This is a genomic window from Microbacterium flavum, from assembly GCF_018717645.1.
Classification (GTDB): domain Bacteria; phylum Actinomycetota; class Actinomycetes; order Actinomycetales; family Microbacteriaceae; genus Microbacterium; species Microbacterium flavum.
Window position 1 is genome coordinate 99223 of the sequence record NZ_JAFLHG010000003.1, and the last position, 23282, is coordinate 122504.

At 70.3% G+C, this 23282-nt stretch carries 28 protein-coding genes; 16 read left to right on the forward strand and 12 right to left on the reverse strand.

The genetic code is table 11. The annotated features are described in order from the left end of the window. The first annotated feature begins 94 nt into the window (after nt 1-94). Both J0P97_RS04175 and J0P97_RS04180 read left to right on the forward strand, forming a co-directional pair. Nucleotides 95-1120, forward strand: a complete 1026-nt coding sequence (locus tag J0P97_RS04175) for a 4-hydroxy-3-methylbut-2-enyl diphosphate reductase (RefSeq protein ID WP_215486702.1) — start codon at nt 95-97, stop codon at nt 1118-1120. Further along, entirely contained in the window at nt 1117-1695 is a 579-nt protein-coding gene (locus J0P97_RS04180; protein WP_215486515.1) for a DUF6264 family protein, read from the forward strand. Before J0P97_RS04175 ends, J0P97_RS04180 begins: the two co-directional genes overlap by 4 nt. A 128-nt stretch (nt 1696-1823) precedes the next feature. Here J0P97_RS04180 and fbaA read toward each other — a convergent pair whose 3' ends face one another. The 3 genes from fbaA to J0P97_RS04195 all read right to left on the reverse strand — a co-directional run bounded on the left by fbaA (nt 1824) and on the right by J0P97_RS04195 (nt 4745). Next, nucleotides 1824-2855, reverse strand: a complete 1032-nt coding sequence (gene fbaA, locus J0P97_RS04185; protein ID WP_215486516.1) for a class II fructose-bisphosphate aldolase — start codon at nt 2853-2855, stop codon at nt 1824-1826. 127 nt (nt 2856-2982) lie between these two features. Then, nucleotides 2983-3681 carry an ABC transporter ATP-binding protein gene (locus tag J0P97_RS04190; protein ID WP_215486517.1) on the reverse strand — a complete coding sequence of 233 codons (699 nt, stop codon included), beginning with the start codon at nt 3679-3681 and terminating at the stop codon, nt 2983-2985. Next, complete coding sequence (locus J0P97_RS04195) at nt 3678-4745, reverse strand: ABC transporter permease (RefSeq protein WP_215486518.1); 1068 nt, start codon at nt 4743-4745, stop codon at nt 3678-3680. Before J0P97_RS04195 ends, J0P97_RS04190 begins: the two co-directional genes overlap by 4 nt. A gap of 162 nt (nt 4746-4907) precedes the next feature. On the opposite strand from J0P97_RS04195, the gene J0P97_RS04200 reads away from it, so the two are divergent. From J0P97_RS04200 to J0P97_RS04215, 4 genes are all read left to right on the forward strand, one after another. After that, entirely contained in the window at nt 4908-6116 is a 1209-nt protein-coding gene (locus J0P97_RS04200; protein ID WP_215486519.1) for a sensor histidine kinase, read from the forward strand. Further along, nucleotides 6113-6736 (forward strand): response regulator transcription factor, encoded by a 624-nt coding sequence (locus J0P97_RS04205; protein WP_215486520.1) that lies wholly within the window; start codon nt 6113-6115, stop codon nt 6734-6736. The genes J0P97_RS04200 and J0P97_RS04205 overlap by 4 nt, the downstream gene beginning before the upstream one ends. 89 nt (nt 6737-6825) lie before the next feature. Beyond that, entirely contained in the window at nt 6826-7818 is a 993-nt protein-coding gene (glpX, locus tag J0P97_RS04210; RefSeq protein WP_215486521.1) for a class II fructose-bisphosphatase, read from the forward strand. Nucleotides 7819-7975: 157 nt separating this feature from the next. Further along, entirely contained in the window at nt 7976-8167 is a 192-nt protein-coding gene (locus J0P97_RS04215; RefSeq protein ID WP_215486522.1) for a UDP-N-acetylmuramyl pentapeptide phosphotransferase, read from the forward strand. A 9-nt stretch (nt 8168-8176) separates the two neighbouring features. On the opposite strand, the gene J0P97_RS04220 is transcribed toward J0P97_RS04215, so the two are convergent. The 3 genes from J0P97_RS04220 to adhP form a co-directional block, all read right to left on the reverse strand. Then, the gene (locus J0P97_RS04220; protein WP_215486523.1) at nt 8177-9457 is read right to left on the reverse strand and encodes a DNA recombination protein RmuC; all 1281 of its coding nucleotides are present in this window, start codon (nt 9455-9457) and stop codon (nt 8177-8179) included. Between the two features lie 67 nt (nt 9458-9524). Beyond that, nucleotides 9525-10127, reverse strand: a complete 603-nt coding sequence (locus tag J0P97_RS04225; protein WP_215486524.1) for an exonuclease domain-containing protein — start codon at nt 10125-10127, stop codon at nt 9525-9527. 140 nt (nt 10128-10267) lie between these two features. Then, on the reverse strand, nt 10268-11278 hold the full coding sequence (gene adhP / locus J0P97_RS04230) for an alcohol dehydrogenase AdhP (RefSeq protein ID WP_246539796.1): 1011 nt from the start codon (nt 11276-11278) through the stop codon (nt 10268-10270). 338 nt (nt 11279-11616) lie between these two features. Between adhP and J0P97_RS04235 the strand changes: the two genes are divergently transcribed. From J0P97_RS04235 to ychF, 3 genes are all read left to right on the forward strand, one after another. Continuing rightward, nucleotides 11617-12360: a class I SAM-dependent methyltransferase gene (locus tag J0P97_RS04235; protein WP_215486526.1), complete on the forward strand. Its 744-nt coding sequence runs from the start codon at nt 11617-11619 to the stop codon at nt 12358-12360. Then, nucleotides 12360-12983, forward strand: a complete 624-nt coding sequence (locus tag J0P97_RS04240) for a dihydrofolate reductase family protein (RefSeq protein ID WP_215486527.1) — start codon at nt 12360-12362, stop codon at nt 12981-12983. Before J0P97_RS04235 ends, J0P97_RS04240 begins: the two co-directional genes overlap by 1 nt. 76 nt (nt 12984-13059) lie before the next feature. After that, nucleotides 13060-14133 carry a redox-regulated ATPase YchF gene (gene ychF / locus J0P97_RS04245; RefSeq protein ID WP_215486528.1) on the forward strand — a complete coding sequence of 358 codons (1074 nt, stop codon included), beginning with the start codon at nt 13060-13062 and terminating at the stop codon, nt 14131-14133. 8 nt (nt 14134-14141) lie between these two features. On the opposite strand, the gene J0P97_RS04250 is transcribed toward ychF, so the two are convergent. Then, the gene (locus J0P97_RS04250) at nt 14142-14960 is read right to left on the reverse strand and encodes an SDR family oxidoreductase (protein ID WP_215486529.1); all 819 of its coding nucleotides are present in this window, start codon (nt 14958-14960) and stop codon (nt 14142-14144) included. A gap of 99 nt (nt 14961-15059) precedes the next feature. Between J0P97_RS04250 and J0P97_RS04255 the strand changes: the two genes are divergently transcribed. After that, nucleotides 15060-15698 carry a TetR family transcriptional regulator gene (locus J0P97_RS04255; protein WP_215486530.1) on the forward strand — a complete coding sequence of 213 codons (639 nt, stop codon included), beginning with the start codon at nt 15060-15062 and terminating at the stop codon, nt 15696-15698. Between the two features lie 107 nt (nt 15699-15805). Here the strand turns inward: J0P97_RS04255 and J0P97_RS04260 are convergent, their stop codons facing one another. Then, on the reverse strand, nt 15806-16750 hold the full coding sequence (locus tag J0P97_RS04260) for an alpha/beta fold hydrolase (RefSeq protein ID WP_308163417.1): 945 nt from the start codon (nt 16748-16750) through the stop codon (nt 15806-15808). A 98-nt stretch (nt 16751-16848) separates the two neighbouring features. Then, nucleotides 16849-17433, reverse strand: coding sequence for a dihydrofolate reductase family protein (locus tag J0P97_RS04265; protein WP_215486531.1), 585 nt, complete (start codon nt 17431-17433; stop codon nt 16849-16851). A 53-nt stretch (nt 17434-17486) separates the two neighbouring features. On the opposite strand from J0P97_RS04265, the gene J0P97_RS04270 reads away from it, so the two are divergent. Then, complete coding sequence (locus J0P97_RS04270; RefSeq protein WP_215486532.1) at nt 17487-17894, forward strand: GNAT family N-acetyltransferase; 408 nt, start codon at nt 17487-17489, stop codon at nt 17892-17894. A 63-nt stretch (nt 17895-17957) separates the two neighbouring features. After that, the gene (locus J0P97_RS04275) at nt 17958-18836 is read left to right on the forward strand and encodes a hypothetical protein (protein ID WP_215486533.1); all 879 of its coding nucleotides are present in this window, start codon (nt 17958-17960) and stop codon (nt 18834-18836) included. A 9-nt stretch (nt 18837-18845) separates the two neighbouring features. Here J0P97_RS04275 and J0P97_RS04280 read toward each other — a convergent pair whose 3' ends face one another. Then, nucleotides 18846-19196: a LysR family transcriptional regulator gene (locus tag J0P97_RS04280; RefSeq protein ID WP_215486534.1), complete on the reverse strand. Its 351-nt coding sequence runs from the start codon at nt 19194-19196 to the stop codon at nt 18846-18848. 89 nt (nt 19197-19285) lie between these two features. Here J0P97_RS04280 and J0P97_RS04285 point away from each other — a divergent pair, with 89 nt between their 5' ends. From J0P97_RS04285 to J0P97_RS15735, 3 genes are all read left to right on the forward strand, one after another. Continuing rightward, on the forward strand, nt 19286-19729 hold the full coding sequence (locus J0P97_RS04285; protein WP_215486535.1) for a VOC family protein: 444 nt from the start codon (nt 19286-19288) through the stop codon (nt 19727-19729). Between the two features lie 80 nt (nt 19730-19809). Further along, entirely contained in the window at nt 19810-20019 is a 210-nt protein-coding gene (locus J0P97_RS04290) for a hypothetical protein (RefSeq protein WP_215486536.1), read from the forward strand. A 37-nt stretch (nt 20020-20056) separates the two neighbouring features. Continuing rightward, nucleotides 20057-20188 (forward strand): hypothetical protein, encoded by a 132-nt coding sequence (locus J0P97_RS15735; protein ID WP_281423628.1) that lies wholly within the window; start codon nt 20057-20059, stop codon nt 20186-20188. Nucleotides 20189-20294: 106 nt separating this feature from the next. Here J0P97_RS15735 and J0P97_RS04295 read toward each other — a convergent pair whose 3' ends face one another. Then, complete coding sequence (locus J0P97_RS04295; protein WP_215486537.1) at nt 20295-20846, reverse strand: type 1 glutamine amidotransferase domain-containing protein; 552 nt, start codon at nt 20844-20846, stop codon at nt 20295-20297. Nucleotides 20847-20927: 81 nt separating this feature from the next. Beyond that, entirely contained in the window at nt 20928-22463 is a 1536-nt protein-coding gene (locus tag J0P97_RS04300) for a DHA2 family efflux MFS transporter permease subunit (protein WP_215486538.1), read from the reverse strand. Nucleotides 22464-22578: 115 nt separating this feature from the next. Here J0P97_RS04300 and J0P97_RS04305 point away from each other — a divergent pair, with 115 nt between their 5' ends. After that, nucleotides 22579-23250: a DUF1345 domain-containing protein gene (locus tag J0P97_RS04305; RefSeq protein WP_215486539.1), complete on the forward strand. Its 672-nt coding sequence runs from the start codon at nt 22579-22581 to the stop codon at nt 23248-23250. Nucleotides 23251-23282: the final 32 nt, after the last annotated feature.

The following is a 23282-nucleotide window of genomic DNA, read 5'->3' on the forward strand; positions in this document are numbered from 1 at the left end:
CGCACCGGATGCCTCATGCCGGGCCTTCACCCAGCGAGTGCTCTCTAGAATCAGGAGGGTGAGCAGCACAGCCGTCCGCCTTCCGTCACCCCGCATCCCGGGTCCGCGTGGGCGGCTTCAGGATAACCCGGTCGCCGGGTCCAAGAAGGTCCTGCTGGCCTCGCCGCGCGGTTACTGCGCCGGTGTGGATCGCGCCGTCATCGCCGTCGAGAAGGCGCTGGAGCGCTTCGGCGCACCCGTCTACGTGCGCAAGCAGATCGTCCACAACATCCACGTCGTCACGGAGCTCGAGAGCAAAGGCGCGATCTTCGTCGACGAGGTCGACGAAGTGCCCGAGGGGGCGCACGTGGTCTTCAGTGCGCACGGGGTTTCGCCCGCGGTGGTGGGTGCCGCTGCCGACCGGGGTCTCCAGGCGATCGACGCGACCTGCCCGCTCGTGACGAAGGTGCACCGCGAGGCGGTGCGCTTCGCCAAGAGCGACTTCGAGATCCTCCTGATCGGCCATGAGGGCCATGAGGAGGTCGAGGGCACCGCCGGTGAGGCGCCCGACCACGTCACCGTCGTCAACTCGCCCGATGACGCCGACACCGTCGTGGTGAAGGATCCCTCGAAGGTCGTGTGGCTGTCGCAGACGACCCTGTCGGTCGACGAGACGATGGAGACCGTGCGCCGACTGCGCGAGCGCTTCCCTCACCTGCAGGATCCGCCCTCCGACGACATCTGCTACGCCACGCAGAACCGCCAGGTCGCGATCAAGAAGGTCGCGGTGGATGCCGATCTCGTGATCGTCGTGGGCTCGGCGAACTCCTCGAATTCGGTGCGCCTGGTCGAAGTCGCCCTCGAGTACGGCGCGAAGGCCGCGTATCGCGTCGACTACGCGCACGAGATCGAGCAGTCCTGGCTCGACGGCGTCGAGACCGTGGGCGTCACGAGCGGCGCATCCGTGCCGGAGATCCTCGTCCAGGAGGTGCTCGAGGAGCTCTCCGGAGCGGGTTACCGCGACGTGGAGCAGGTCCGCACCGCCGAGGAGGACCTCCTGTTCTCGCTCCCCAAGGAGCTGCGGCAGGATGCCGAGGGCAAGCGCGACGGTCGGGCGCTGGGGGGACGGACCCGGCCGTGACCGAGCCCGAGGGCCCTCGCTCCGGACCTGCGCCGCAGTACGGCGAGTACGCAAGCGCGGAGGAGCAGCGAGCGGCGATCCGCACGCCGGCTCCCTCTCCGGCGTCGCCGTCGGATGCCGCCGCTTCCGCCACCGCATCCCCTTCCGCCCTCCCGACGGGGACCCGCCCTCCCGCGCGACCCATGCGGCCGACGACGCGCGCCGCGCAGCCCTCGCGGCGCGCGGATCGGCTGATCACCCTCCTTCTGCTCGTCTATGGGCTCGTGACCGTCGTGAGCACGGTGACGCAGCTCTGGCACTTCGCCGACTTCGCCGAGCTCTGGATGCGTTTCGCGGGAATCGACGCCGAGTTCACCAACATCGCGCAGGGTGATCTCTGGGGGCGGATCGGCGCGGGCATCCTCATTCTCGGCTGGCTCGCCACGGCGCTCCTGTCGGGCTGGATGATCGCCCGAAGCAGGCTCGCCTGGTGGATCCCTCTCGTCGGCGCGATCGTGACCTACGCGGTGCTGACGGTGTGTCTCATGGTTCCGCTCGCCAACGACCCGGCCATCGCCGCGCACCTCGTGCGCTGAGTGCGCGGCCGCCCCGGCGGCGCGCACGGCCCTCCGCTCGAGGCATCCTGCACCGACGAAAACCGCACCTGGCCCGGAGCCCACGACGTGCGTGGCTCCGAGGCGGGTGCGGTCTCGAGCGCGAGGCGTCAGGCGCTGATCGAGTGACCTGCCGAGCCGAGCTGGTGCGTCGCCTCGACGACGCGGGCGGCCATCGCCGACTCGGCGATCTTGCCCCAGGCGCGCGGGTCGTAGGCCTTCTTGTTGCCCACCTCGCCGTCGACCTTGAGGACGCCGTCGTAGTTCTGGAACATGAAGCCGGCGACCGAGCGGGTGAAGGCGTACTGCGTGTCGGTGTCGATGTTCATCTTGATGACACCGTTGGCCACGGCGAGCGCGATCTCCTCCGGGGTCGAACCGCTGCCGCCGTGGAAGACGAGGTCGAGCGGCTTGGCATCGGTGCCGAAGCGCTCGGCGATGCCCGCCTGGATCTCACCGAGCAGCTCGGGGCGCAGCTTGACTCCACCGGGCTTGTACACGCCGTGCACGTTGCCGAAGGTGAGGGCGGCGATGTAGCGACCCTGCTCGCCGAGACCGAGCGCCTCGACGAACTTCGAGACGTCGGCGGTCGTGGTGTACAGGGCCTCGTTCGAGCCCTCGTGCGCGACGCCGTCTTCCTCGCCGCCGACGACACCGATCTCGACCTCGAGGATCGCGTTGATGTTCTTCATGCGGGGGAGGAGCTCCTTGGCGATCTCGATGTTCTCATCGAGCGGCACGGCCGAACCGTCCCACATGTGGGACTGGAAGATCGGGCCCCGTCCCGCCTTGACCTCTTCCTCGGATGCCGCGATGAGCGGCAGCACGAAGTCCTCGAGGGCGGGCTTGGGGCAGTGGTCGGTGTGCAGGGCGACCGTGATCGGGTAGTTCTTGGCGACCTCGGTCGCGAACTTCGCGAAGGCGATCGCGCCGGTCGCGCGTCCCTTCACCGTGTGGCCGGCGAAGTAGTCGGCGCCACCCGTGGTCACCTGGATGATCCCGTCCGAACCGGCTTCCGTGAGGCCCTGCAGGACGGCGTTGATCGACTGCGAGCTGGCGGCGTTGATCGCGGGGAACGCGTATCCGCCCGCCTTCGCCTTGTCCAGCATCTCGGCGTATTGCTCGGGGGTTGCGACGGGCATTTCCACTCCTCAGGTATGCGGATGTCTCCGGGACCACTCTAGCGAAGGGCTCCGGCGCGCCGGAGGACCTCCACCGGGCAAAACGCGCTCGAGATCTCCCCTCGCGGGTGCACTGTGCGCGGAGACGTCAGGCGGGCGTCAACGCCGTCCCGTGCGCGAGCACCCCGTCGACCAGCGTCACGACGGCGTGCATCCGCGGCAGGTGCACGAGGTCGTGGGTGACGAGGAGCGTCGAGGTGTCGAGGTCGTCGGTCAGCCGGAGGATCAGCTCGATGATGCTCGCGCCGCGTTCCTGATCGAGGGCACTGGTTGGCTCGTCGACGAGCAGCACGCTCGGATCGTTCATGAGCGCACGCGCGATGTTGACCCGCTGGCGCTGCCCGCCCGAGAGCTGGTGCGGGCGCTTGTCACCGTGACCGGCGAGCCCCACGGCATCCAGCAGTTCGTCGGCCCGCGCCGTCGCCGCGTCGCGCCGACGACGGCTGCCGTGAGCGCCCAGCTCGTTCATGACCGCGAGCTGCTCCCGCGCCGTCAGCGCAGGCAGCAGGTTCGACTGCTGGAAGACGATGCCGATCTCGTCGCGGCGCAGCCGTGCCGCCTCTGCGGGGGCGAGCGCGGTGGCATCCAGGTCACCGATCAGCACGCGGCCGGCCTCGGGACGGATGAGGGTCGCGGCGACGGCGAGCAGGGTCGACTTCCCGGACCCGCTCGGACCGGTGATGGCGGTCACCGTGCCGGGTCGCGCCGACAGCGACACGTCGTCGAGGGCGGTGAGGCGGCGATCGCCGTCGGGGAAGGTGAGGGTGAGGGATTCGAGGCGGATCATCGGTTGCTCCCGAGTGCGGTGAGGGGGTCGGCAGAGGTGACGGAACGGAGCGCGAAGGCGGCTCCGGCGAGGCCGAGCGCGATCATGATCGCGCCCGGGAGGACGGTGGTGAGGGGGCTGAGCAGGAAAGGCAGGGCGGCTCCGGCCAGAGCGCCGAAGGCGACGACGACCGCGAGACCCAGGCCGATTCCGGCCAGGAGCACGATGAGCGCCTGTCCGAGGGCATCCCGCACGAGGGACCGGGTGCTCGCGCCGAGCGCCTTGAGCACGGCGACGTCTCCCTTGCGCTGCATCGTCCACACGGTGAAGAAGGCGCCGATCACGAGCCCGGAGATGCCGAAGAGCAGGGCGACCATCAGCAGCAGGGACCCGATCTCGGAGCGGAACGCACTCAGCGCCGTGAGCGATGCCAGCGGCGTCTCGGACACCGTCCGGGCGTTCGCGTCGACGGCGCCCCACTCGGGCGATCCCGACACGGCGAGCACGGTGGCGTATGCGTCGGGGGTGCCGGTGGCGGCGGCGGATGCCTGCCAGTCGCTGAGCGTCATTCGGACGACGGGCGTGTGGCTGTACCACGCGTCGCCGCCCACACCGCCGACCGTGTAGTCGGCGCCCGCGATGCGGACGGTGTCGCCGACGCTCACGCCGAGGTCGGATGCCGCCGGCGTCGAGAGCGTGAGGGTGCCGTCGGCGACGGGCGCCTGCGCGTCGAAGCCGGGTTCGACGCCGAAGACCGCGACCGCGATGCGCCTGTCGCCGGCCTCGGCGCGGGTCTGGCTGATGCCGATGGGCTCCGCGGAGGCGACGCCCGCGGACTGCTCCCACAGAGAGCGCTGGTCGGAGGTGATCGCCGAGTCCGCGAAGCTCACGCCGGCGTCGGTGGTGGGTTCGGAGAACACGAGGCGGTCGCCGGGCAGGCCGAGAATCCCCGAGACGTTCTGCGTGGCGAGCCCGCCGGTGAGCCCGCTCAGAAAGCCGACGAGAATCGTGATCAGCGCGACGACGGCGCCGATCAGGATGAAGCGACCTCGTGCGAAGCGGAGGTCGCGCAGAGCGACGAACATGGGTGTCCTTTCCTGCCACCCGGTGGTGACGTCATCCACTCTTCCGCGGGGCGCGTGCGGGGTCATCGGCCGGGAGCACAGCGGTGGGCGACCGAGAGGAGGGGCGGCGGATCGTCCTTTCGGACGATGCCGTCCCGCGCCCGGAGTCGTAGCATTCAGGCCATGGCCCATACCTCGCTCACGCCCGTCTTCGTGGGCCTGCGGGTGGGGCTGCACGCGGTCGTGGTCGCCCTGACGCTCCTCGTCGTCGTCCGGGCGGTGGTCGTCCCCGCCGGGGCGAGCGGGCTCACGATCGGCGTCGCGGTGCTGCTGCTCGTCACCTACGCCGCGGGGGCGGCCGTGCCGGGGGCCAACGGTCGCGGTGGAGGTCGTTCGGCCGGTGCCCCCGTCGGGCGCCCGTGGGTGTTCGTGTGGCTGGCGGTGCTCAGTCTCGAGTGGGTCCTGCTCGTCTGGCTCACCCCCGACGCCGCCTACCTCGTCTTCCCTCTCTTCTTCCTCTACCTGCACCTGCTCGGCCGGGCCGGAGGTCCGGTCGCGATCGTCGCGGCGACCGCCGTCGCGGTGGTGGCCCTGGGTCTCCACGGGGGATGGTCCGTGGGCGGCGTCGTCGGACCCGTCGTCGGCGCGGGCGTCGCACTGCTCATCGGCCTCGGGTACCAGGCGCTCGCCCGCGAGGCTCAGGCCCGCGAGGATCTGATGCGAGAGCTGCTGGCCACGCGCGACCGGCTTGCCGCGACCGAGCACGAGTCGGGCGTGCTCGCCGAGCGCGCGCGTCTTGCGCGGGAGATCCACGACACCCTCGCGCAGGGGCTGTCGAGCATCCAGATGCTGCTCCACGCCGCGGAGCGGGCGGACCCCGATCGTCCCGGTGTCGAGCACATCCGGCTGGCCCGCGAGACCGCCGCGGCGAACCTCGCCGACGCGCGGCGCTTCATCCGAGAGCTCACGCCGCCCGACCTCGAGGATCGTGGTCTCGGCGGGGCGCTGCGACGCCTCGCCGCGGGGCAGTGGCAGGCGCAGGGGCTTCGCGTCTCCGTGCGGGTGTCGGATGCCGTGGAGCTGCCGATGCATGTGCAGACCGCGCTCCTGAGGATCGCGCAGGGCGCGGTCGCGAACGTCATCCAGCACGCGCAGACCGATACGGCCACCATCACACTGGCCGTCGGCGGGGACGGACTGGAGTTCCGCGTCGTCGACGACGGCGTCGGTTTCGACGCGCGGGAGGTCGTCGCTCGCGACACGTCGGACTCGTTCGGTCTTCAGGCGGCCCGTGAACGGGTGGACCAGCTCGGAGGCATCCTGACCGTCGACTCCGCGCCGGGGCGGGGCACCACGGTGCGCGTCGAGCTGGCCGAGAGGATCCTCGTATGATCCGTCTCGTCGTCGCCGACGACCACCCCATCGTGCGCGCGGGCATCGCCGCGCTCTTCGGGCCGGAAGCCGACATCGTGGTGGTCGCGGAGGCGGACACTGCCGAGGCCGCGCTCGCCGCCACCGGGGAGCAGAACCCCGACGTCGTCCTGATGGACCTGCAGTTCGGGGGAGCATCGATCGGCGGGGCGGAGGCGACGCGCCGGATCCGCGCGCTCGACGCGGCTCCCTACGTGCTGATCCTCACCAACTACGACTCGGACGCCGACATCCTGGGGGCGGTCGAAGCCGGGGCGAGCGGGTACCTCCTCAAGGATGCCCCGCCGCACGAGCTCATCGCGGCCGTCCGTGCGGCTGCGGCGGGTGAGAGCGCCCTGGCGCCGGTCATCGCGTCGAGGCTGCTCGATCGGATGCGCACGCCGCAGGCGAGCCTCAGCGTCCGCGAGATCGAGGTGCTCGACCTCGTCGCCGCCGGCCGCGCGAACACCGAGGTGGCCGCCGACCTGTTCGTCAGCGAGACGACGGTGAAATCGCACCTCGCCCACATCTTCACCAAGCTCGGGGTGAGCTCGCGGACCGCCGCCGTCTCCGAGGCGCGACGACGCGGCATCCTGCGCTGACTTGCCCGGCCGGCAAGAATGCGCATTCCTTCCCCGCCTCCTCGGCGGGAATCCTCGCGGGCGCGCTGCGGGGGACGTAGTCTCAGAGCATGGTGAGCCTGACCGCGGACATGAGTCCCCTGCATCCCGACCGGAACCTCGCGCTCGAGCTGGTGCGCGCGACGGAGGCGGCGGCGATCCGCTCCGTGCCGTTCATCGGACGCGGGCAGAAGGAGCTTGCCGACGGCGCCGCCGTCGACGCGATGCGCGCGTTCTTGTCGACCGTCAACTTCGACGGCGTGATCGTCATCGGCGAGGGCGAGAAGGACAACGCTCCGATGCTCTACAACGGGGAGCACGTCGGCACCGGCCGCGGGCCGCAGTGCGATATCGCCGTCGACCCCATCGACGGCACGACCCTCACCGCCGAGGGGCGCAACAACGCCCTGTCGGTGCTGGCGGTCTCTGACCGCGGAACGATGCTGGATGCCTCGAGCGTCTTCTACATGGACAAGATCGTCACCGGCCCCGCGGGCATCGGCGTCGTCGACATCCGCCTCCCGGTCGCGGAGAACATCACCCGCCTCGCGAAGGCGTTGGGAAAGCCCGTCGACGAGCTCGTCGTCTCCGTGCTGAACCGCCCCCGCCACGCGCGCCTCATCGAGGAGATCCGCGAGGCCGGCGCCGGGACCCGCCTCATGAGCGACGGCGACGTCGCCGGCGGCATCAACGCGGCGCGCTACAACGCGCGCACCGACATGTGCATCGGCATCGGCGGGTCGCCCGAGGGCGTGGCGACGACGTGCGCGATCAAGGCGCTCGGAGGTCACATCCAAGGGCGTCTGTGGCCGCGCGACGACGAGGAGAAGCAGAAGGGGCTCGATGCCGGCCTCAAGCTCGACGGCTACGTGTACGAGGCCGATGAGATGGTCCGAGGGCGCAACACGATCTTCGTCGCGACCGGCGTCACCAACGGCGAGCTCGTCGACGGCGTGCGACGCGCAGGCCCCGACTACGTCATCACCGAGAGCATCGTCCTTCGCGGGGTGTCCGGAACGCTTCGCCGCATCAACTCGGAGCACCTCGCCTCGAAGTGGCTGTGACGGGAGATCCGTCTGAGGCGGGGAGCTGAGGGTAGCGGTTCGGTAACCCTCTGGGAAAGATCTGGCCGATGATCCCCGGAGGACGTGCGCCCTCTGGCACAATGGGACACGGTCACCGGCGACCTGCACGTCCACGTCATTTCCCGGGGGTTCACATATGTCCGCAGCAGCCAGCAATCCGAGGACCGGTCAGATCCAGGCGCAGATCGACCTCTCCCGGAGGCCGGACGTCCTGCTGCGTCGACGCACCCCCGAGGGCCACCAGGTCAGCGGATGGTGGATGGTGGGAGCCTTCGCGGGTGTCTCGCTGGCCGTCGTCGGCCTCATGAACTTCTTCCCCGGCGCCTGAGCGACCCCGTCAGAGTCGCTCGCGCAGTTCGCCCACGTCGGCGCTCAGTCGCTCCGTGCCGGCGCTCAGACGCTCCGTGAGTTCGGGAGCGGTGAACGGCCGCGGGCGCTTCTCGATGACCGCGGGCGCGGCCACGGCGTCCAGCTTGGTGTCATCGATGCCGGGGAAGCGGCGCGCACTGACGAGCACGCGTGATTCCAACGAGCCGGTGAACCGGTTGTAGCTGTCGACCGTCCGCTCGATCGCGCGGCGGAGGTCCTCGGCGTGGCCAGCGAGCCCGCCGAGACGCTCGTACAGCTCGGTGCCGAGGGCGAACAGGCGTCGCGCCTCGGTCGAGACGTCCTGCTGCGTCCACGTGTAGGCGACCGTCTTGAGCACCGCCCACAGGTTGACGGGCGACGCCAGGGCGACGCGGTGGCCGAACGCGTAGTCGAGGAGGCTCGGATCCTCCTCGAGTGCGGCGGCGAGGAGCGACTCGCTGGGGATGAAGCAGACGACGAACTCCGGGCTCGACTCCAGCCCCGCCCAGTAGGTCTTCTTCGCGAGCGCGTCGATGTGCGCACGGACGGCCTTGACGTGCTTCTGCAGCAGCTGCGCGCGGCGGGCGCCCTCCTCGCCCTGCGCCGTGACGGGGATCGCGGAGGCCTCGAGGTACGCGTCGAGCGGAACCTTCGCGTCCACCGCGAGCCCCTTGCCTCCGGGCAGTCGGACCACCATGTCGGGGCGCCCCGCTCCGGCATCGGACGTGAGGGATGCCTGGATGTCGTAGTCGACGTAGCGAGTGAGCCCGGCGGACTCGACGACGCGGCGGAGCTGCGTCTCGCCCCACACCCCGCGAGTCGCGTTCGAGCGGAGAGCACCCGCGAGCGACTCGGTCGTCGCCCGCAGCGCCTCGTCCGACTCGTGCGCCCGGCGCAGCTGCTCGGCGAGCGAGCCGTACTGCGCCTGGCGTTCCCGTTCGAGTTCATCGACCTTGCGCTGCATCGTCTGCAGGCTCTCCTGCACCGGGGAGAGGGCGCGCAGCACGACCTGCTCCCGGCGCTCGCGTTCCTGCTGCGCCGCCTGATCGGTGCGCACCTGCAGGCCGAGCTCGCGCGTCAGGGCGCGCTGCTGCTCGAGCTGGTCACCGAGGGAGCGCTGCGCGGCCTCGGCGGCGACGGCGCGCGCCGTGAGGGCGGTGCGCTCTCGCGCCGCCCGTTCCGCCACCCGGGCGGACGCGGCGAACCAGCCGGTGAGGAGCCCGGCGAACAGGCAGATCACGGCGAGGGCGGTGACGATCACGGCATCCATGGGTTCAGGATGCCCCGGGCCTCCGACATCGCCACGCGGGCGCACGGGGGCGTCGCGTTCGGAGGACTCAGCGCACGGCGGACGGCGCCGCGACCCGGTCGGAGACCGGGAGCTGCGGCACGCGGACGCCGAGGAGCATCGCCAGCTCGAGGATGTCGCCTGCGCCGGCGCGGCCGGCGGCGTCGATCATGATGTGCGCGCAGGCGAGCGCGTCGGCGGCGGCGTCGTGGTGCGCGAAGTCGAGGAATCCTGCGGCGGCCGCGACGAGGGGCAGCCGGTAGGAGGCGAGGTCGTACGTCTTGCGGGAGACCTGGAGGCTGCATGCGTAGCGGTACGGCGGGCAGGAGGCATCCGTCGCCTCGCAGGCGCGGCGGAGCACGCCCATGTCGAACCCCGCGTTGTGCGCGACGAGGACGTCGTCGCCGACGAAGGCCTGCAGGTCGGCGAGCTGCTCGACCCAGGTCGCCGCGTGCGCGACGTCCTCCGCGCGGATGCCGTGGATGCCGGTGTTCAGCTCGAAGAAGGCGTCATGGCCCGGCGGCGGTTTGATCAGCCAGCCAGCGCTCGCGACGACGTGGCCGTCCCGGACCCGGGCGAGGCCGACGGCGCACGCGGATGCGCTCGAGGAGTTCGCCGTCTCGAAGTCGATCGCGGTGAAATCCAGTGCCACGCCCCCACTCTCGCCCGCCGCTGCTCCGCTCCGGCTCAGGCGCGCCGACGGGACGTGTCAACCGGTCCGGACATCGGGGAGGGGCGACCCTGCTGCGGTCGTCCCTCCCCGGTGTCCCGCGCGCGGCGCGGCCCTGTTCGTCAATAGGTCATGACGATGCGACCGTCGATCTTGCCCTTCTCCATCTCGTCGAAGATCTCGTTGACCTCGTCGAGGGAGCGGGTGGTGACGGTGGGGTGGATCTCGCCGCGGGCGTAGAAGTCGAGCGCCTCGATCATGTCCTGGCGCGTCCCGACGATCGATCCGCGGATCGTGATGGCCCGCAGCACGATGTCGAAGATGTCAGCGTCGAAGGTGCCCGGCGGGAGCCCGTTGAAGACGATCGTCGCACCGCGGCGGACGACGGCGAGAGCCTGATCGAACGCCCGCGGGTGCACCGCCGTCACCAGGACGCCGTGGGTGCCGCCCGTGGCCGCCTGGATGGCTTCGCCGGGTTCGGCCTTCAGCGCGTTGACCGTCACTTCGGCGCCGTGCGTGCGGGCGAGCTCGAGCTTCGCGTCGTCGACGTCGACCGCGGCGACGCGCATGCCCATCGCGCGGGCGTACTGCACCGCGATGTGGCCGAGCCCGCCGATGCCCGAGATGGTCACCCACTCGCCGGGACGCACCCCGGTCATCTTGAGGCCCTTGTAGACGGTGACCCCCGCGCACAGGACGGGGGCGACCTCGAACGGATCGGCGCCCTCGGGGATCCGTGCGGCGAAGCGCTCGTCGACGAGCATGTACTGGCCGAAGCTGCCGTCGACGGAGTACCCGCCGTTCTGCTGCTGTTCGCAGAGGGTCTCCCAGCCGGTGCGGCAGTACTGGCAGGTTCCGCAGGCGGACCAGAGCCAGGCGTTGCCGACCTTCTGGCCGACCTCGAGCGTCGTGACGCCCTCGCCGAGGGCGACGACCTCGCCGTAGCCCTCGTGACCGGGGATGAGGTGCTCCTTGGGTGCGACCGGCCAGTCGCCGCGCGCGGCGTGCAGATCGGTGTGACAGACCCCGCTCGCGATCACGCGGACGAGGGCCTGACCGGGACCGGGGGTCGGGATGGCCACATCCTCGACGACCAGGGGCTTTCCGGGGGCCACCACGACGGCTGCGCGCATCGTCGTGTGAGACGCGTCGGCATGCTGATCTGTCTGGTGGGAGGCGGGGGTGGGGGCGAGCGTCGTCATCGACATCACTTCCTTGTGTTCGACCGGTGCGGCAGCCGCCGCGAGGTGGCATCGACGGTACGGCCGCGCCCGTTGCATCCTGTTGCGCCGGACGCCCGGAGGGCGCGCGCGGAGTGCCGGCTGAGCGCCGATGGGGCGCCGGCGGGACGCCGGATCGGTGCCGAAAGCAGGCTCGATCGGCCTTCGCGGGGCAGGAGGAGTGCCGTTGAGCCGATCCGGCCTGCTTTCGCGACGGCGGTGGGGACCGAGGCAGGCGTATCGTCGCGGTCATGGCGACTCGTGAGGACATGGCCCGGAGTTTCGGCGCAGCGGCGCAGGCATACGAGGAGGGTCGGCCGGACTACCCGGCCGAGGCGGTGGCGTGGATGCTGGAGGATGCCGGCCCGCGGCCCCGCGTGGCCGATGTGGGGGCCGGCACGGGCAAGCTCACCCGGGTCGTCGCGCGCCTCGCGGGCGACGTGATCGCCGTCGAGCCGGATGCCGCGATGCTCGATCGCCTCCGCGGCGCCGTGCCCGGAGTCGAGACCTTGATCGGCACAGCCGAGCAGATGACACTGCCGGACGAGTCGCTCGACGCGGTGGTGCTCGGGCAGGCGTGGCACTGGGTCGACCCCGCGGCAGGATCGCGCGAGATCGGCCGGGTTCTGAAGCCCGGCGGCGTGCTCGGGCTCATCTGGAACATCCGCGACGAGGAGGCGCCGTGGGTCGCGCGTCTCACCGAGATCATGAAGGGCAGCCACGCCGAAGAGCTCCTCGCCGACGGCGGGCCGCTCGTCGCCCAGCCGTTCGACAGCCTCGAGCGGCGCACGTGGAGCTGGTCGCGCGCGGTGACCCGGGCGACGCTGACCGCGATGGTGCTGTCGCGCAGCTACATCATCACCGCGCCCGCCGCTGAGCGTGGCCGCATCGAGCGCGACATCGCGGCCCTGTTCGACGAGATCGGCGCCGTCGGAGAGGCATCTGTCGATCTGCCGTATCTGACCCACGCGTTCCGGACTCGCAAGGCGGTCTGATGCGCACGCTCACCGTCTGCAACTTCACCACGGTCGACGGCGTCTATGAAGACGACGACCACGACATCGCGTCGCTGTTCGAGCACTGGCATCCCGACTACCGCGGCGCCGATTCGTTCGACTTCCACACCACCGCGCTCATGCGCGCGTCCGACACGCTGCTGCTGTCGGGCAAGCGCTCGACGCTCGGGAATCTGGGCTATTGGGCGGGGGTGCGCGGCGATCCGGATGCCACGCGGATCCGTCGCGAGTTCGCCGAGCTGATCCGCACGATGGAGAAGGTCGTCGTCTCCGACACGATCACCGCAGCCGATCTCGCCCCCTATGAGAATGTTCGCATCGTGCCCGTCGCGGAGAGCCGCGCGGAGGTCGCACGCCTGAAGAAGCAGGAAGGGCGGGGCATCCTGATCCTGCTCGGCCGTGTGCTCTGGAACGACCTCATGCACGCGGGGCTCGTCGACGAGCTGCACCTGGTCACGTTCCCCCTGATCGGCGGGGGAGGCGTGCGCCTCTTCGGCGGGCGGCCGCCCGTGGCGCTGAGGCTGCTGGGCACGCATGTCTGGGAGGAGTCGGGCAACGTCCTCATGCGGTGGCGGGTCGACCCGGCACCGGCGGGGAGCTAGGCGTCCGCACGCGCCGGCGAGGGAGCCGCCCCGGCGACATCGGGGCAGCGGTGCCCGCCGCGTAGACTGGACTCCCGTGGCTCTCACTATCGGAATCGTCGGTCTCCCCAACGTCGGCAAGTCGACGCTCTTCAACGCGCTGACCAAGAACGACGTGCTCGCGGCGAACTACCCGTTCGCGACGATCGAGCCCAACGTCGGTGTCGTGAACCTGCCCGATCAGCGGCTCGCGAAGCTCGCCGAGGTGTTCCACTCCGAGCGGATCCTGCCCGCCGCGGTGTCGTTCGTCGACATCGCCGGCATCGTCCGCGGGGCGAGCGAGGGGGAGGGGCTGGGCAACAAGTTCCTCGCCAACATCCGCGAAGCGGATGCCATCGCGCAGGTCGTCCGCGGCTTCGCAGACAGCGACGTGGTCCACGTCGACGGCGACGTCAACCCGCAGAGCGACATGGAGACCATCAACGCGGAGCTGCAGCTGGCCGACCTCGAGACGCTCGAGAAGGCCATCACGCGCTACGAGAAGGAGGTGCGTGGCCGCAAGCTCGATCCGTCGGTCCTCGCCGCCGCCGAGGCTGCGCGCGACGCGCTGCAGCGCGGGGAACTGCTCTCGGCGTCGAAGCTCGATCTCGAGCCCATCAAGGAGCTCGGCCTCCTCACCGCGAAGCCCTTCATCTTCGTGTTCAACGTCGATGAGGCTGTGCTGACGGATGCCGCGCGCAAGGCCGAGCTCGAGGCGCTCGTCGCGCCCGCAAAGGCCGTGTTCCTCGACGCGAAGATCGAGTCGGAGCTCATCGATCTCGACCCCGAGGATGCCGCGGAACTGCTGGCATCCACCGGTCAGGACGAATCGGGACTCGACCAGCTCGCCCGCATCGGGTTCGACACGCTGGGGCTGCAGACGTACCTGACCGCCGGCCCGAAGGAGGCGCGCGCCTGGACCATCGGCAAGGGCTGGAAGGCTCCCGCCGCGGCAGGCGTGATCCACACCGACTTCGAGAAGGGCTTCATCAAGGCCGAGGTCATCGGCTTCGACGACCTCGTCGCGACGGGGTCGGTCGCCGCCGCGCGTGCGGCCGGCAAGGCCCGCCTCGAAGGCAAGGACTACGTCATGCAGGACGGCGACGTGGTGGAGTTCCGCTTCAACGTGTAGCGCGCGTGCTACTTGCCCTCGGCTTCTCGCGAAACCGGCGCCCACTCGGCCCACTGGTCAAGGCGCTGCTCGTAAATGTGCGGAGCGATCTGCGTGGGCTGCTCGCCGAAGAACACCCGCAGTGGCGGGTTCTCCGCGTCGACGATCTTGAGAATGGCGGAACCGAATCCGACCGGCTTGGGACTGGCGTTGTCCTTCCTGCGCGCGGCCATCGCTTCGCGGATCGGTTGGTACTCCGGGAGCGCGTCGGCGAAGGTGGCCGAGGAGCCGGCCCAGTCGGTGTCGAATCCACCAGGCTCGACGAGCGTCACCTTGATCCCGAAGCCTGCGACTTCCTGGGCGAGGGACTCGGTCAGACCCTCAAGCGCCCACTTCGAAGCGTGATAGCCGCCGAGCATCGGGAACGCGGCGATACCGCCGATCGTGGAGATCTGGATGATATGGCCCGAACCCTGTTCGCGGAGGATTGGGAGGACGGCTTGCGTGACGTGCAAGACGCCGAAGAGGTTGGTCTCGAGTTGGTCGCGCAGCTGCCGCTCGGTGATCTCTTCGACGGTGCCGAACAATCCATACCCGGCGTTGTTGATGACGACGTCGAGGCGGCCGAACGTGTCATGCGCCTGCTTGACGGCGGCGAAGACCTCATCGCGATCGGTGACATCGAGCTGGAGCGGAAGGACGGCTCCACCGTACTTGTCGACCAGATCGCTGAGGGTGCTCGTATCGCGGGCGGTCGCCGCGACCTTGTCGCCCCGTTCCAGCGCGGATTCGACGAACGCCCGACCGAATCCTCTGGACGAACCGGTGACAAACCAGACCTTGCTCATTTTGCTCTCCTCGTGACCACAGGCCGTTGCCTGACGGGGATACTCTATGTCCAAAATGACACTTGGTGTCAAATCCGGCGCGAGCGCTATGATGAAAATATGAGTGATGAGTCCCGGGTGCCGATCAGAGAGCGCACTCGCCGTGCGGTCATGACCGAGCTGACCGCAGTCGCTCAGGATCTCTTCGTCGCACAGGGCTACGACCGAACGACGGTAGACGAGATCGCGAGTGCCTCAGGGATGTCGAAGCGCACGTTCTTCCGTTATTTCCCGTCGAAGGACGATCTCGTCATCGGCAAGTACGACCTCTTCGCCGACCGTATGGCGGAGGCTTTCGACGCCCGCCCCGCCGACGAACCGGTGTGGGAATCATTGCGACGGCTCTTCGACATCACACTCGACTACATCGAGGACGATCGCCAGCGTGCCCGCAGCGAGGCGATGGACGAGATCGTCCGAAGCACCCCCCAGTTGCACGCCCGATATCTCGAAAAGATGCAGCGCGTCCAGGCGCTGCTTACGGAGCGGGTGGCGCGCCGGCTACTCGGTGAAGAGCACACAACCACCGACCCGCGGCCAGCTGCCCTCGTCGGTGCAGCGTTCGCGTCGATGCAGGCAGCCCGCCAAGCCTGGTTTGCCTCTGACCGGTCCGCTCCATTCAGTAGCTACATCGACGACGCGATGTCGGCCGTCGAACTCGTCTCGCCGACGCGAGGCGTCACGCGCGACGTCCCGTAGCCCGGCTCCCCGCGCCGGTCGCGCCTCGACAGGTGGACGGCGACGTCGTGGAGTTCCGCTTCAACGTCTGAGGCCACCGGTCGTCGAGCGGGAGGTTGCGCCGTGCGTCAGCGCGCCGCGGCGAACTCGTCGATCGCTTGGGCGGTGAGTTCCATCTCGATGGCGCCTCCATGCCCCTCGGTGTCGACGATCCTCAGCCGGCTTCCTTCCCACGCCCGATGGAGTCGCCACGGAATGACCGCGGGCCCGCTCACGTCCAGGCGTCCGTGGACGAGGACTCCGGGGATGGGCGCCAACCTCGGAGCGCGCGCGAGCACCGTGTCCGCGCCGGTCAGGAAGCAATCGTTCGACCAGTAGTGCGTGACGAGGGTGGCGAAGTTCTGCCGAATGCGTGGGTCGGCGTGCCGATCGCCGGGGCGCCACGACGGGTCGAGGGAGATGTGCGCTGACTCCCACGCGTCCCAACGGTCTGCGGCGCCGGACCTCACGGCGGGGTCGGCGTCGCGCAGGAGCTGCGCGTAGTGGTCGACCACGCGGCGGCCCGTCGGAACGTCTCGGCTGAGCGCGTCCCACGCTTCCGGGAAGATCGCGCCGACCGTTTCGGTGATCCAGGTGATCTCGTCCCTCCCCCCGGTCGTGACCGCCGTGAGTACGATTTCGGTGACGCGCGCCGGATGCGCGAGCGCGTACGCGAGGGCGAGTGTCGACCCCCATGACACGCCGTGCAGCAGCCAGACCTCGATCCCGAGATGCTCGCGCAGCGCGTCGATGTCCGCGATGAGAGTCTGCGTGGTGTTCGTGTCGAGGCTGTCGAGGTCGTCGATCGCCCAGGGCGTGCTCCTGCCGGTACCCCGTTGGTCCACCCCGACGATGAGATGTTTCGCGGGATCGAAGCGGCGCCGGTAGCCCCCCTTGCCCAGACTGCCGCCCGGACCACCGTGGAGATAGACCGCGGGTCGGCCGTGCGCGTTTCCGGAGCACTCCCAGTACAGCTCGGCGCCACCCGGGCGCGCCAGCATGCCGGAGGCAAAGGGCTCGATCGGAGGATGCACCCTCAGAGACTATGACCCTCGTGTCGACGTGCGCCTGGTGCGCCGCCCGCGTGCCTCGGAGGGCCGACGACCCTCAACTCGCAGCGAGCGACCCGCGGTCACTCCCGCCGGTCGTAGGTCACCACCCGGACACCGCCTTCCAGGAGGACCTCACCGGCCGGGCGGAAGAGGTGCGGCGTGAACGGGCCGTCGAACAGCGGCACTCCCGAGCCGATCACCGACGGGTTCACCTTGAGGATGAGGCGGTCGATCTCGGGCAGCAGGGCAGCGGCGACCTTCCCGCCCCCGACCAGCCACACGTCCTCCCCGGGCTCACCCTTCAGGGTGCGTACGAACTCTGCGGGATCCGCGGAGACGATCTCGACGCCGGGGTCGGGGCTCTCGGTGAGCGTGCGCGAGAAGACGATGTGCCGCAGATGCGGATAGGCGTTCGTCAGCCCGGCATCCAGCCCGATCTCGTAGGAGTGTCGCCCCTCGACGACGGTGTCGAACGTGAGCGGCGGCCCGTCGATGCCCAGGGCCTCTCGCGCCGGGGCGGGCAGCGTCTCGGGGTGGTTCTCGACGATGAACTGCACGAGATCCGGCGTCACGGGGAAGAACTCCGCTCCGCTCGGATCTCCTCCATCGGGCCCGGCGATGAATCCGTCGAGGGTGGTCGCGACGTAGTAGACGAGTCGGCGCATGGCCTCCTTCCTACCATCCCGCTCGGTGTCGGGACGTCCGCCACAATGGCGTGATGGAGTACGAGCTCGACGATGATCCCGCGCGGATCCAGCCCGACGTGGTGTGGGAATGGCTGTCCACCGAGGCGTATTGGGGTCGCCAGCGCACTCGTGCGGACCTCGATACGCAGATCGCGGGCGCGTGGCGCGTCGTCGGAGCGTACCGCTCGGACACGGGGGAGCAGGTCGGGTTCGCGCGCGCCGTCTCGGATGGTGTCGCGGTCGCCTACCTCGCCGACGTCTTCGTGATCGAGCCGCACCGTGCGAACGCCCTCGGCACGCGCATGGTCCAGCTCATGATCGACGACGGGCCGGGCAGCCACTTCCGGTGGATCCTGTTCACGAGCGACGCCCACGGGCTCTACGAGCGGTTCGGCTTCGCTCCGCCGGATGCCACCGCCATGGTGCGACCCGCGCGGTGAGGACGCGAGGCGTACCCTGAGGCTTGTCCCCAGACGCCGCTCGGAGCGGAAGGAGCGCGGACGATGGCCGGATACGGGCACAGCTCGGTGACGGGCCTGGACGAGCGCACGCTCGGCCGCGTCGACCTGCTCCTGTTCGACGCCGACTACCCCGACGCCTCGGCCGCGCTCGCCGACTCGTGGCGGATCGCGGCGCTCGCATCCGAACCCGCCATGCGCGACGCGCGCGACCGCATCCGGGCGAACGCCGTGCGCGAGGTCAATGAGCGCCGTGACCCGCGCGCGGCCCGCGTCCTGCCGGCGACGTCGTGGCACCGCGGATGCCTCGCCGTCGCCTTCCTGCTCGCCGCCCTCGCCGTCGGGCTCGCCACGACCCTGCGCCCGGGGCTGACGGTGCAGGTGATGCTCCTGCCCGCGGGGCTGTGCGCCGCACTGTCGGTGGCGCTGCTGTGGTGGCTCGAACCGCGGCGCGCGAACGGGTCGCTCTGGGGCACGCGTCTACCGGCCGTGCTCTCGCTGGTCTGCGGACTGCTCTGGCTCTTCTCCGCGGCCGTCGACCTCCTCGCCCGATGGGGGGAGATCGACGGCTACCGCTCGCTCGCCCCGACCGCGGGGCTCACGCTGCTCGTGGCATCCGGCGTCGCCGCGCTCTTCCTCTGGCACCGCGGACGGCGCTCGGACAGATCCGGTGCGCAGTCCGGCACCGCGCGCACGACCGTCGACCTCATCGACTCGCGCGACGAGCCCGAGGTGCTCGACCGGCTCGACGGGTGGTGGGCCATCGCGGGGCCGGCCGCGCTGCTGCGCGACGGAGCCCGCGTGCGGCGGGTGCGCATCGAGGTGCTCGCGCGACTGGCTCTCGCGCGCATCGTGCCCGAACCGCGCGCACGCCTCGCGCGGCTCGAGGATCCGCCGGTGCGGTGGACCGAACGGCGTCGCTGAGCGGGCGGCTCAGCGCCCCTGGCGCTTCTTGTAGGGCTTCGGCTGCCCCTTGACGATCGGCGCGCGACCCTTGCCCTTGGATGCCTTCGCCTTGCCACCCGCGGCGACCTTCGGCGCCGGGGCACTCGCCGGCGCGTCTGCAATCCGCCTCCGCGCCTCGTCGAGCAGCAGTGCGCCCGCCGGCGTCAGCTGGAACCCCGCACCCTGCTTGCTGATCAGGGGGTGGCCGGTCTCGTCGTCGAGTTTCTCGATCGATGTGTAGAGCGCGGCCAGGGGGATGCTGAGCTCCTCCGCCGCGCGGGGGAAGTGCAGGCCGTGGTCGACCAGCGCGACGAACCGCCGCAGGTCGATGATCTTCACGCGCACACCCTTCCGTCGGACTCTCCCAGGGTATCGGCCCGCGCGACACCCCCGTGCCGGGTGTCTGCGGCGCCCCGTAGCATCCCTCCATGCCCATCACACTCGAGAACGTCGGCATCGCGGTGCGCGATCTCGACGCGACCATCGCTTTCTTCACCGACCTGGGACTCAGCCTCGTGGGGCGCGACGAGGTCAGCGGGGAGTGGGCCTCCACCGCGGTGGGGCTCGACGGCAACCACGCCAGGATCGCGGTGCTGCAGACTCCCGACGGCCACGGACAGCTCGAGCTGTTCGAATACATCCACCCCGACGCGATCGAGACCTCGCCGACCCTGCCGAACGAGATCGGGATGCACCGCGTCGCGTTCCAGGTCGACGACATCGAGGCCTCGCTCGCCATCGCCGCCCGGCACGGATGCCTGCCGCTGCGGGGCGTCGCGACGTATCAGGACCTCTACAAGCTGACCTACCTGCGCGGCCCGAGCGGCATCATCGTGATGTTCGCGCAGGACCTCCGGAAGGAGCGCGCGTGATCGACGGCCGCGCGATGTCAAGCCCCTGAACCCCCGGCGCGATCCTGCATAGCCTGTGGCCATACGAGATCGGAGAAACTGTGTCTGGATTCAAATTCTGGCTTGTCGTGGCGGTCGTCGGCGGCGGCGCGTATGTGCTCGGCGCGCGTGCGGGGCGGGCCCGGTACCGCGAGATCAGTGGCGCCGCGAAGCACCTGTGGGACGATCCCTCGCTGCGCAAGGCTCGCGCGCAGTCGCGGAAGCTCGTCGACAAGGCCGCGAAGAAGGCCGCGAAGAAGCTCGGGGTCTGACCGCGCCCGCACGGGTCGGCGGACGTACAATCGGGTCATGGCCACTTCGAACCTTCCCACGCCGACGCTGCAGCCGGTCACCGACCTCGCCGGCGCCGACGAGCTCATCCAGCCCGTCACCGACGAGGGCGCGGGCTGTTGCGGCGGGGGCTGCTGCAGCACCGTCTGACTGAGGCTTCCCGCCGAGCGGGACCCGCCCCGAGACGAGAACGCCGCCCGCGATGACCGCGGGCGGCGTTCTCGTGCGGTTGCCGCAGAGGCGGATGATCAGGCGCTCACGCCGTCTGCCCGGCGTGCTTGCCCTCGGCGATCTCCTCGATCACCTTCGCGTTGAACGCGGGCAGGTCGTCGGGGGTGCGGCTCGTGACGAACCCCTGGTCGACGACGACCTCCTCGTCCACCCATTCGGCGCCGGCATTGCGGAGGTCGGTCTTCAGACTCGGGTAGCTCGTGAGGGTGCGGTCGCGGACGACGTCGGCCTCGACGAGGGTCCACGCGGCGTGACAGATCGCGCCGACGGGCTTGTGCTGAGCGAAGAAGTCCTTCGCGAACGCCACCGACGCGGCATCCGTGCGCAGGTCATCCGCATTCACGACCCCGCCCGGAAGGACGAGCGCGTCGAAGTCCGCGGCATCCGCGTCGGATGAGGCGAGGTCGACGGGCTGCGCGTGTCCGTTCTTGCCCTCGATCGAGCCGGTCGCGGGGGAGACGAGCACGGCCTGCGCGCCGGCCTCCGTCACCGCCTGCCACGGGGAGGTCAGTTCGGAGTCTTCGTATCCGTCCGTCGCGAGGAACGCGACGCGCTTTCCGTTCAGTGATTCGGTCATGCTTCCGACGCTACGTGCGCTCGCCGCAGACCGCCGGGGGCTGGACGAGAGCCGAGCGAGACGCTACGCGGCGGCCTGCGCTCAGTGGGCGCCGGTCATCGGCTGCGACGGGTCGTCGGCGGGCTTGCGGATGAGGAACGCGCTCACGAGCAGCGGCAGCGCGATGATCGCCGCCACGAGGAAGGCGCTGCGCGCACCCGCCGCTCCCGCCGCGGCCGTCTCGGCGCCTTCTGCAAGCGCCGTGCCGGTCCGCGACGCCATGATCGAGATGAGGACGGCGACGCCCGCGGCGCCGGCGACCTGCTGGACGGTGGAGACCGTCGCGCTGCCGTAGGAGTAGTACTTCGGTGTGAGAGACCCGAGCGATGCGGTGAACAGCGGCGTGAACGACATCGCCAGGCCGATCGACAGCACGGTCTGCGTCAGCAGGATGAACCACACCGGCGTCGACTCGGTGAGGGTCGTGAACGTCCACAGCACCGCGATCACGATGATCGTGCCGGGCACGAGCAGCACGCGGGTGCCCCAGCGGTCGTAGATCCGGCCGATGAAGGGCCCGAGGACGCCCATCGCGACGGCGCCCGGGAGGACGATCAGGCCGGACTCGGTCGTCGACAGGCCGAGCGGTCCCTGCAGGTAGAGCGGAAGTGCGGTGATCGTCCCGAAGAAGGCGAGCGACATCACAGCGAAGTGCGCGACGGACAGCGAGAAGTTGCCCGAGCGGAAGATCCGCAGGTCGAGCAGCGCATCGTCGTGACGCTGCAGCACCGTCTGACGCCACAGGAACAGGCCGAGTGCGACGACGCCGATCGAGAGCGCGACCACGAGGGTCGTGTTCGCCGCGTCGGCGGCGGCCTGCGCGGCGGCATCCGCACCGCCGTGCCCGCCCCCGCCGATCTGGCTGAGCCCGAACACGAGTCCGCCGAATCCGAACGCCGACAGGACGACCGACAGCACGTCGATGGGGGCGTGCGTCCGCTCGCCGAGGTTGTGGATCCAGCGGACACCGACGGCGAGCGTGATGAGTGCGATAGGGAGGACGATCGCGAAGATCCACCGCCAGTTGAGGGTGTCGAGGATCACGCCGGATAGGGTCGGTCCGATGGCCGGCGCGAGCGACATGACGATGCTGACCCGGCCCATCATCCGGCCGCGCAGGTGCGGGGGCACGACGTCCATCAGCGTCGTCATCAGCAGCGGCATCATGATCGCGGTGCCGGATGCCTGGACGACGCGCGCCGCGACGAGGACCTCGAAGCCCGGCGCGAGCAGGGCGATCAGGGTTCCCGCGGAGAAGAGGCCCATGGCCGCGGCGAACATCGCGCGCGTCGTGAAGCGGCGGAGGAGGAACCCGGTCGTCGGGATCACGACCGCCATCGTGAGCATGAACGCGGTCGTCAGCCACTGCGCCTGCACCGCGGTGATGCCGAGGTCGCCGATGAGGTGAGGGATCGCGACGCCCATCGTCGTCTCGTTGAGGATCGCGACGAAGGCGGCGGCCAGCAACAGCCAGATGACCCGGCTCGCGCGGGGGTCCACTCGGTCGGCGCGGGCCGGTGCGGCGACGGGGACGGCGCCGGTGCTCGGCGGGGTGATGCGGGCGTCGGTGCGGGGCATGCGGATCTCCTGTGGATCGTGCGGACGGGGAGCCGTGCCCGGGGCCCGGGACGAACCTCAAGGGTAACCGCCGGGTCGGACACGCTATTCCCCCCTCGGGTGGCACGATCCGGGTATGGCACCGCATCGCACCGCACACCCGCCTCGCCGCCGGCGTCCCCGCCTCGCCGTCCGTGGGCCGGTCACCCTTGCGATCGGGGCGGTCGTGGCCGCCGCCACGATTCCGACGCTGGGCTGGATTTCGGGCCTCCTGGCGGGCTGGACGGCACTCGCGATCGTCAACGTCACGTGGCTGCTCGTCGCTCTATGGCCCATGGATGCCGCGCAGACCCGGGGCCATGCGACCGCGGAGGACCCGGGTCGCGCCGCGGCGCGCGTCATCTCACTGACGGGCAGCCTCGCGAGCCTCGTCGCCGTCGTCCTCGTGCTCGTGCGCGGCCACGCCGACCCCGCGACGGCGGCGCTGTCGGCGGGTGTCGCGATCCTCGCCGTGACCTCGTCGTGGGCGCTCATCCAGGTCGACTACATGCTGCGGTATGCACACCGCTACTATGCGCGGATCGACGCCGGCCGCTCGGGAGGCATCGACTTCAACCAGGAGGAGGACCCCATGTACTCCGACTTCGGGTACTTCTCGGTCGGCCTCGGGATGACCTACCAGGTGTCCGACACGAACCTCTCCGCGAACGAGATCCGCCGGATCGTCGTCGCGCAGACGCTCGTGGCCTACCTCTTCGGCGCCGTGATCCTCGCCAGCGTCGTCAACCTCGTCGCCGGGCTCGGCTGAGTCGCGACGTCCGAGCCGCGACGTCCGAGCCG

Excerpts from the sequence above, each read along its gene's own strand:
- J0P97_RS04235 (WP_215486526.1), top strand. The coding sequence starts at position 11,617 with ATGGCGACTCGTGAGGACATGGCCCGGAGTTTCGGCGCAGCGGCGCAG.
- J0P97_RS15735 (WP_281423628.1), top strand. The coding sequence starts at position 20,057 with ATGGCCACTTCGAACCTTCCCACGCCGACGCTGCAGCCGGTCACCGAC.
- J0P97_RS04250 (WP_215486529.1), bottom strand. The coding sequence starts at position 14,960 with ATGAGCAAGGTCTGGTTTGTCACCGGTTCGTCCAGAGGATTCGGTCGG.
- J0P97_RS04205 (WP_215486520.1), top strand. The coding sequence starts at position 6,113 with ATGATCCGTCTCGTCGTCGCCGACGACCACCCCATCGTGCGCGCGGGC.
- J0P97_RS04270 (WP_215486532.1), top strand. The coding sequence starts at position 17,487 with ATGGAGTACGAGCTCGACGATGATCCCGCGCGGATCCAGCCCGACGTG.
- J0P97_RS04275 (WP_215486533.1), top strand. The coding sequence starts at position 17,958 with ATGGCCGGATACGGGCACAGCTCGGTGACGGGCCTGGACGAGCGCACG.
- J0P97_RS04305 (WP_215486539.1), top strand. The coding sequence starts at position 22,579 with ATGGCACCGCATCGCACCGCACACCCGCCTCGCCGCCGGCGTCCCCGC.
- J0P97_RS04215 (WP_215486522.1), top strand. The coding sequence starts at position 7,976 with ATGTCCGCAGCAGCCAGCAATCCGAGGACCGGTCAGATCCAGGCGCAG.
- glpX (WP_215486521.1), top strand. The coding sequence starts at position 6,826 with ATGGTGAGCCTGACCGCGGACATGAGTCCCCTGCATCCCGACCGGAAC.
- J0P97_RS04300 (WP_215486538.1), bottom strand. The coding sequence starts at position 22,463 with ATGCCCCGCACCGACGCCCGCATCACCCCGCCGAGCACCGGCGCCGTC.
- J0P97_RS04255 (WP_215486530.1), top strand. The coding sequence starts at position 15,060 with ATGAGTGATGAGTCCCGGGTGCCGATCAGAGAGCGCACTCGCCGTGCG.
- J0P97_RS04295 (WP_215486537.1), bottom strand. The coding sequence starts at position 20,846 with ATGACCGAATCACTGAACGGAAAGCGCGTCGCGTTCCTCGCGACGGAC.
- J0P97_RS04190 (WP_215486517.1), bottom strand. The coding sequence starts at position 3,681 with ATGATCCGCCTCGAATCCCTCACCCTCACCTTCCCCGACGGCGATCGC.
- J0P97_RS04240 (WP_215486527.1), top strand. The coding sequence starts at position 12,360 with ATGCGCACGCTCACCGTCTGCAACTTCACCACGGTCGACGGCGTCTAT.
- J0P97_RS04265 (WP_215486531.1), bottom strand. The coding sequence starts at position 17,433 with ATGCGCCGACTCGTCTACTACGTCGCGACCACCCTCGACGGATTCATC.
- J0P97_RS04220 (WP_215486523.1), bottom strand. The coding sequence starts at position 9,457 with ATGGATGCCGTGATCGTCACCGCCCTCGCCGTGATCTGCCTGTTCGCC.
- fbaA (WP_215486516.1), bottom strand. The coding sequence starts at position 2,855 with ATGCCCGTCGCAACCCCCGAGCAATACGCCGAGATGCTGGACAAGGCG.
- J0P97_RS04195 (WP_215486518.1), bottom strand. The coding sequence starts at position 4,745 with ATGTTCGTCGCTCTGCGCGACCTCCGCTTCGCACGAGGTCGCTTCATC.
- J0P97_RS04285 (WP_215486535.1), top strand. The coding sequence starts at position 19,286 with ATGCCCATCACACTCGAGAACGTCGGCATCGCGGTGCGCGATCTCGAC.
- adhP (WP_246539796.1), bottom strand. The coding sequence starts at position 11,278 with ATGCGCGCAGCCGTCGTGGTGGCCCCCGGAAAGCCCCTGGTCGTCGAG.
- J0P97_RS04200 (WP_215486519.1), top strand. The coding sequence starts at position 4,908 with ATGGCCCATACCTCGCTCACGCCCGTCTTCGTGGGCCTGCGGGTGGGG.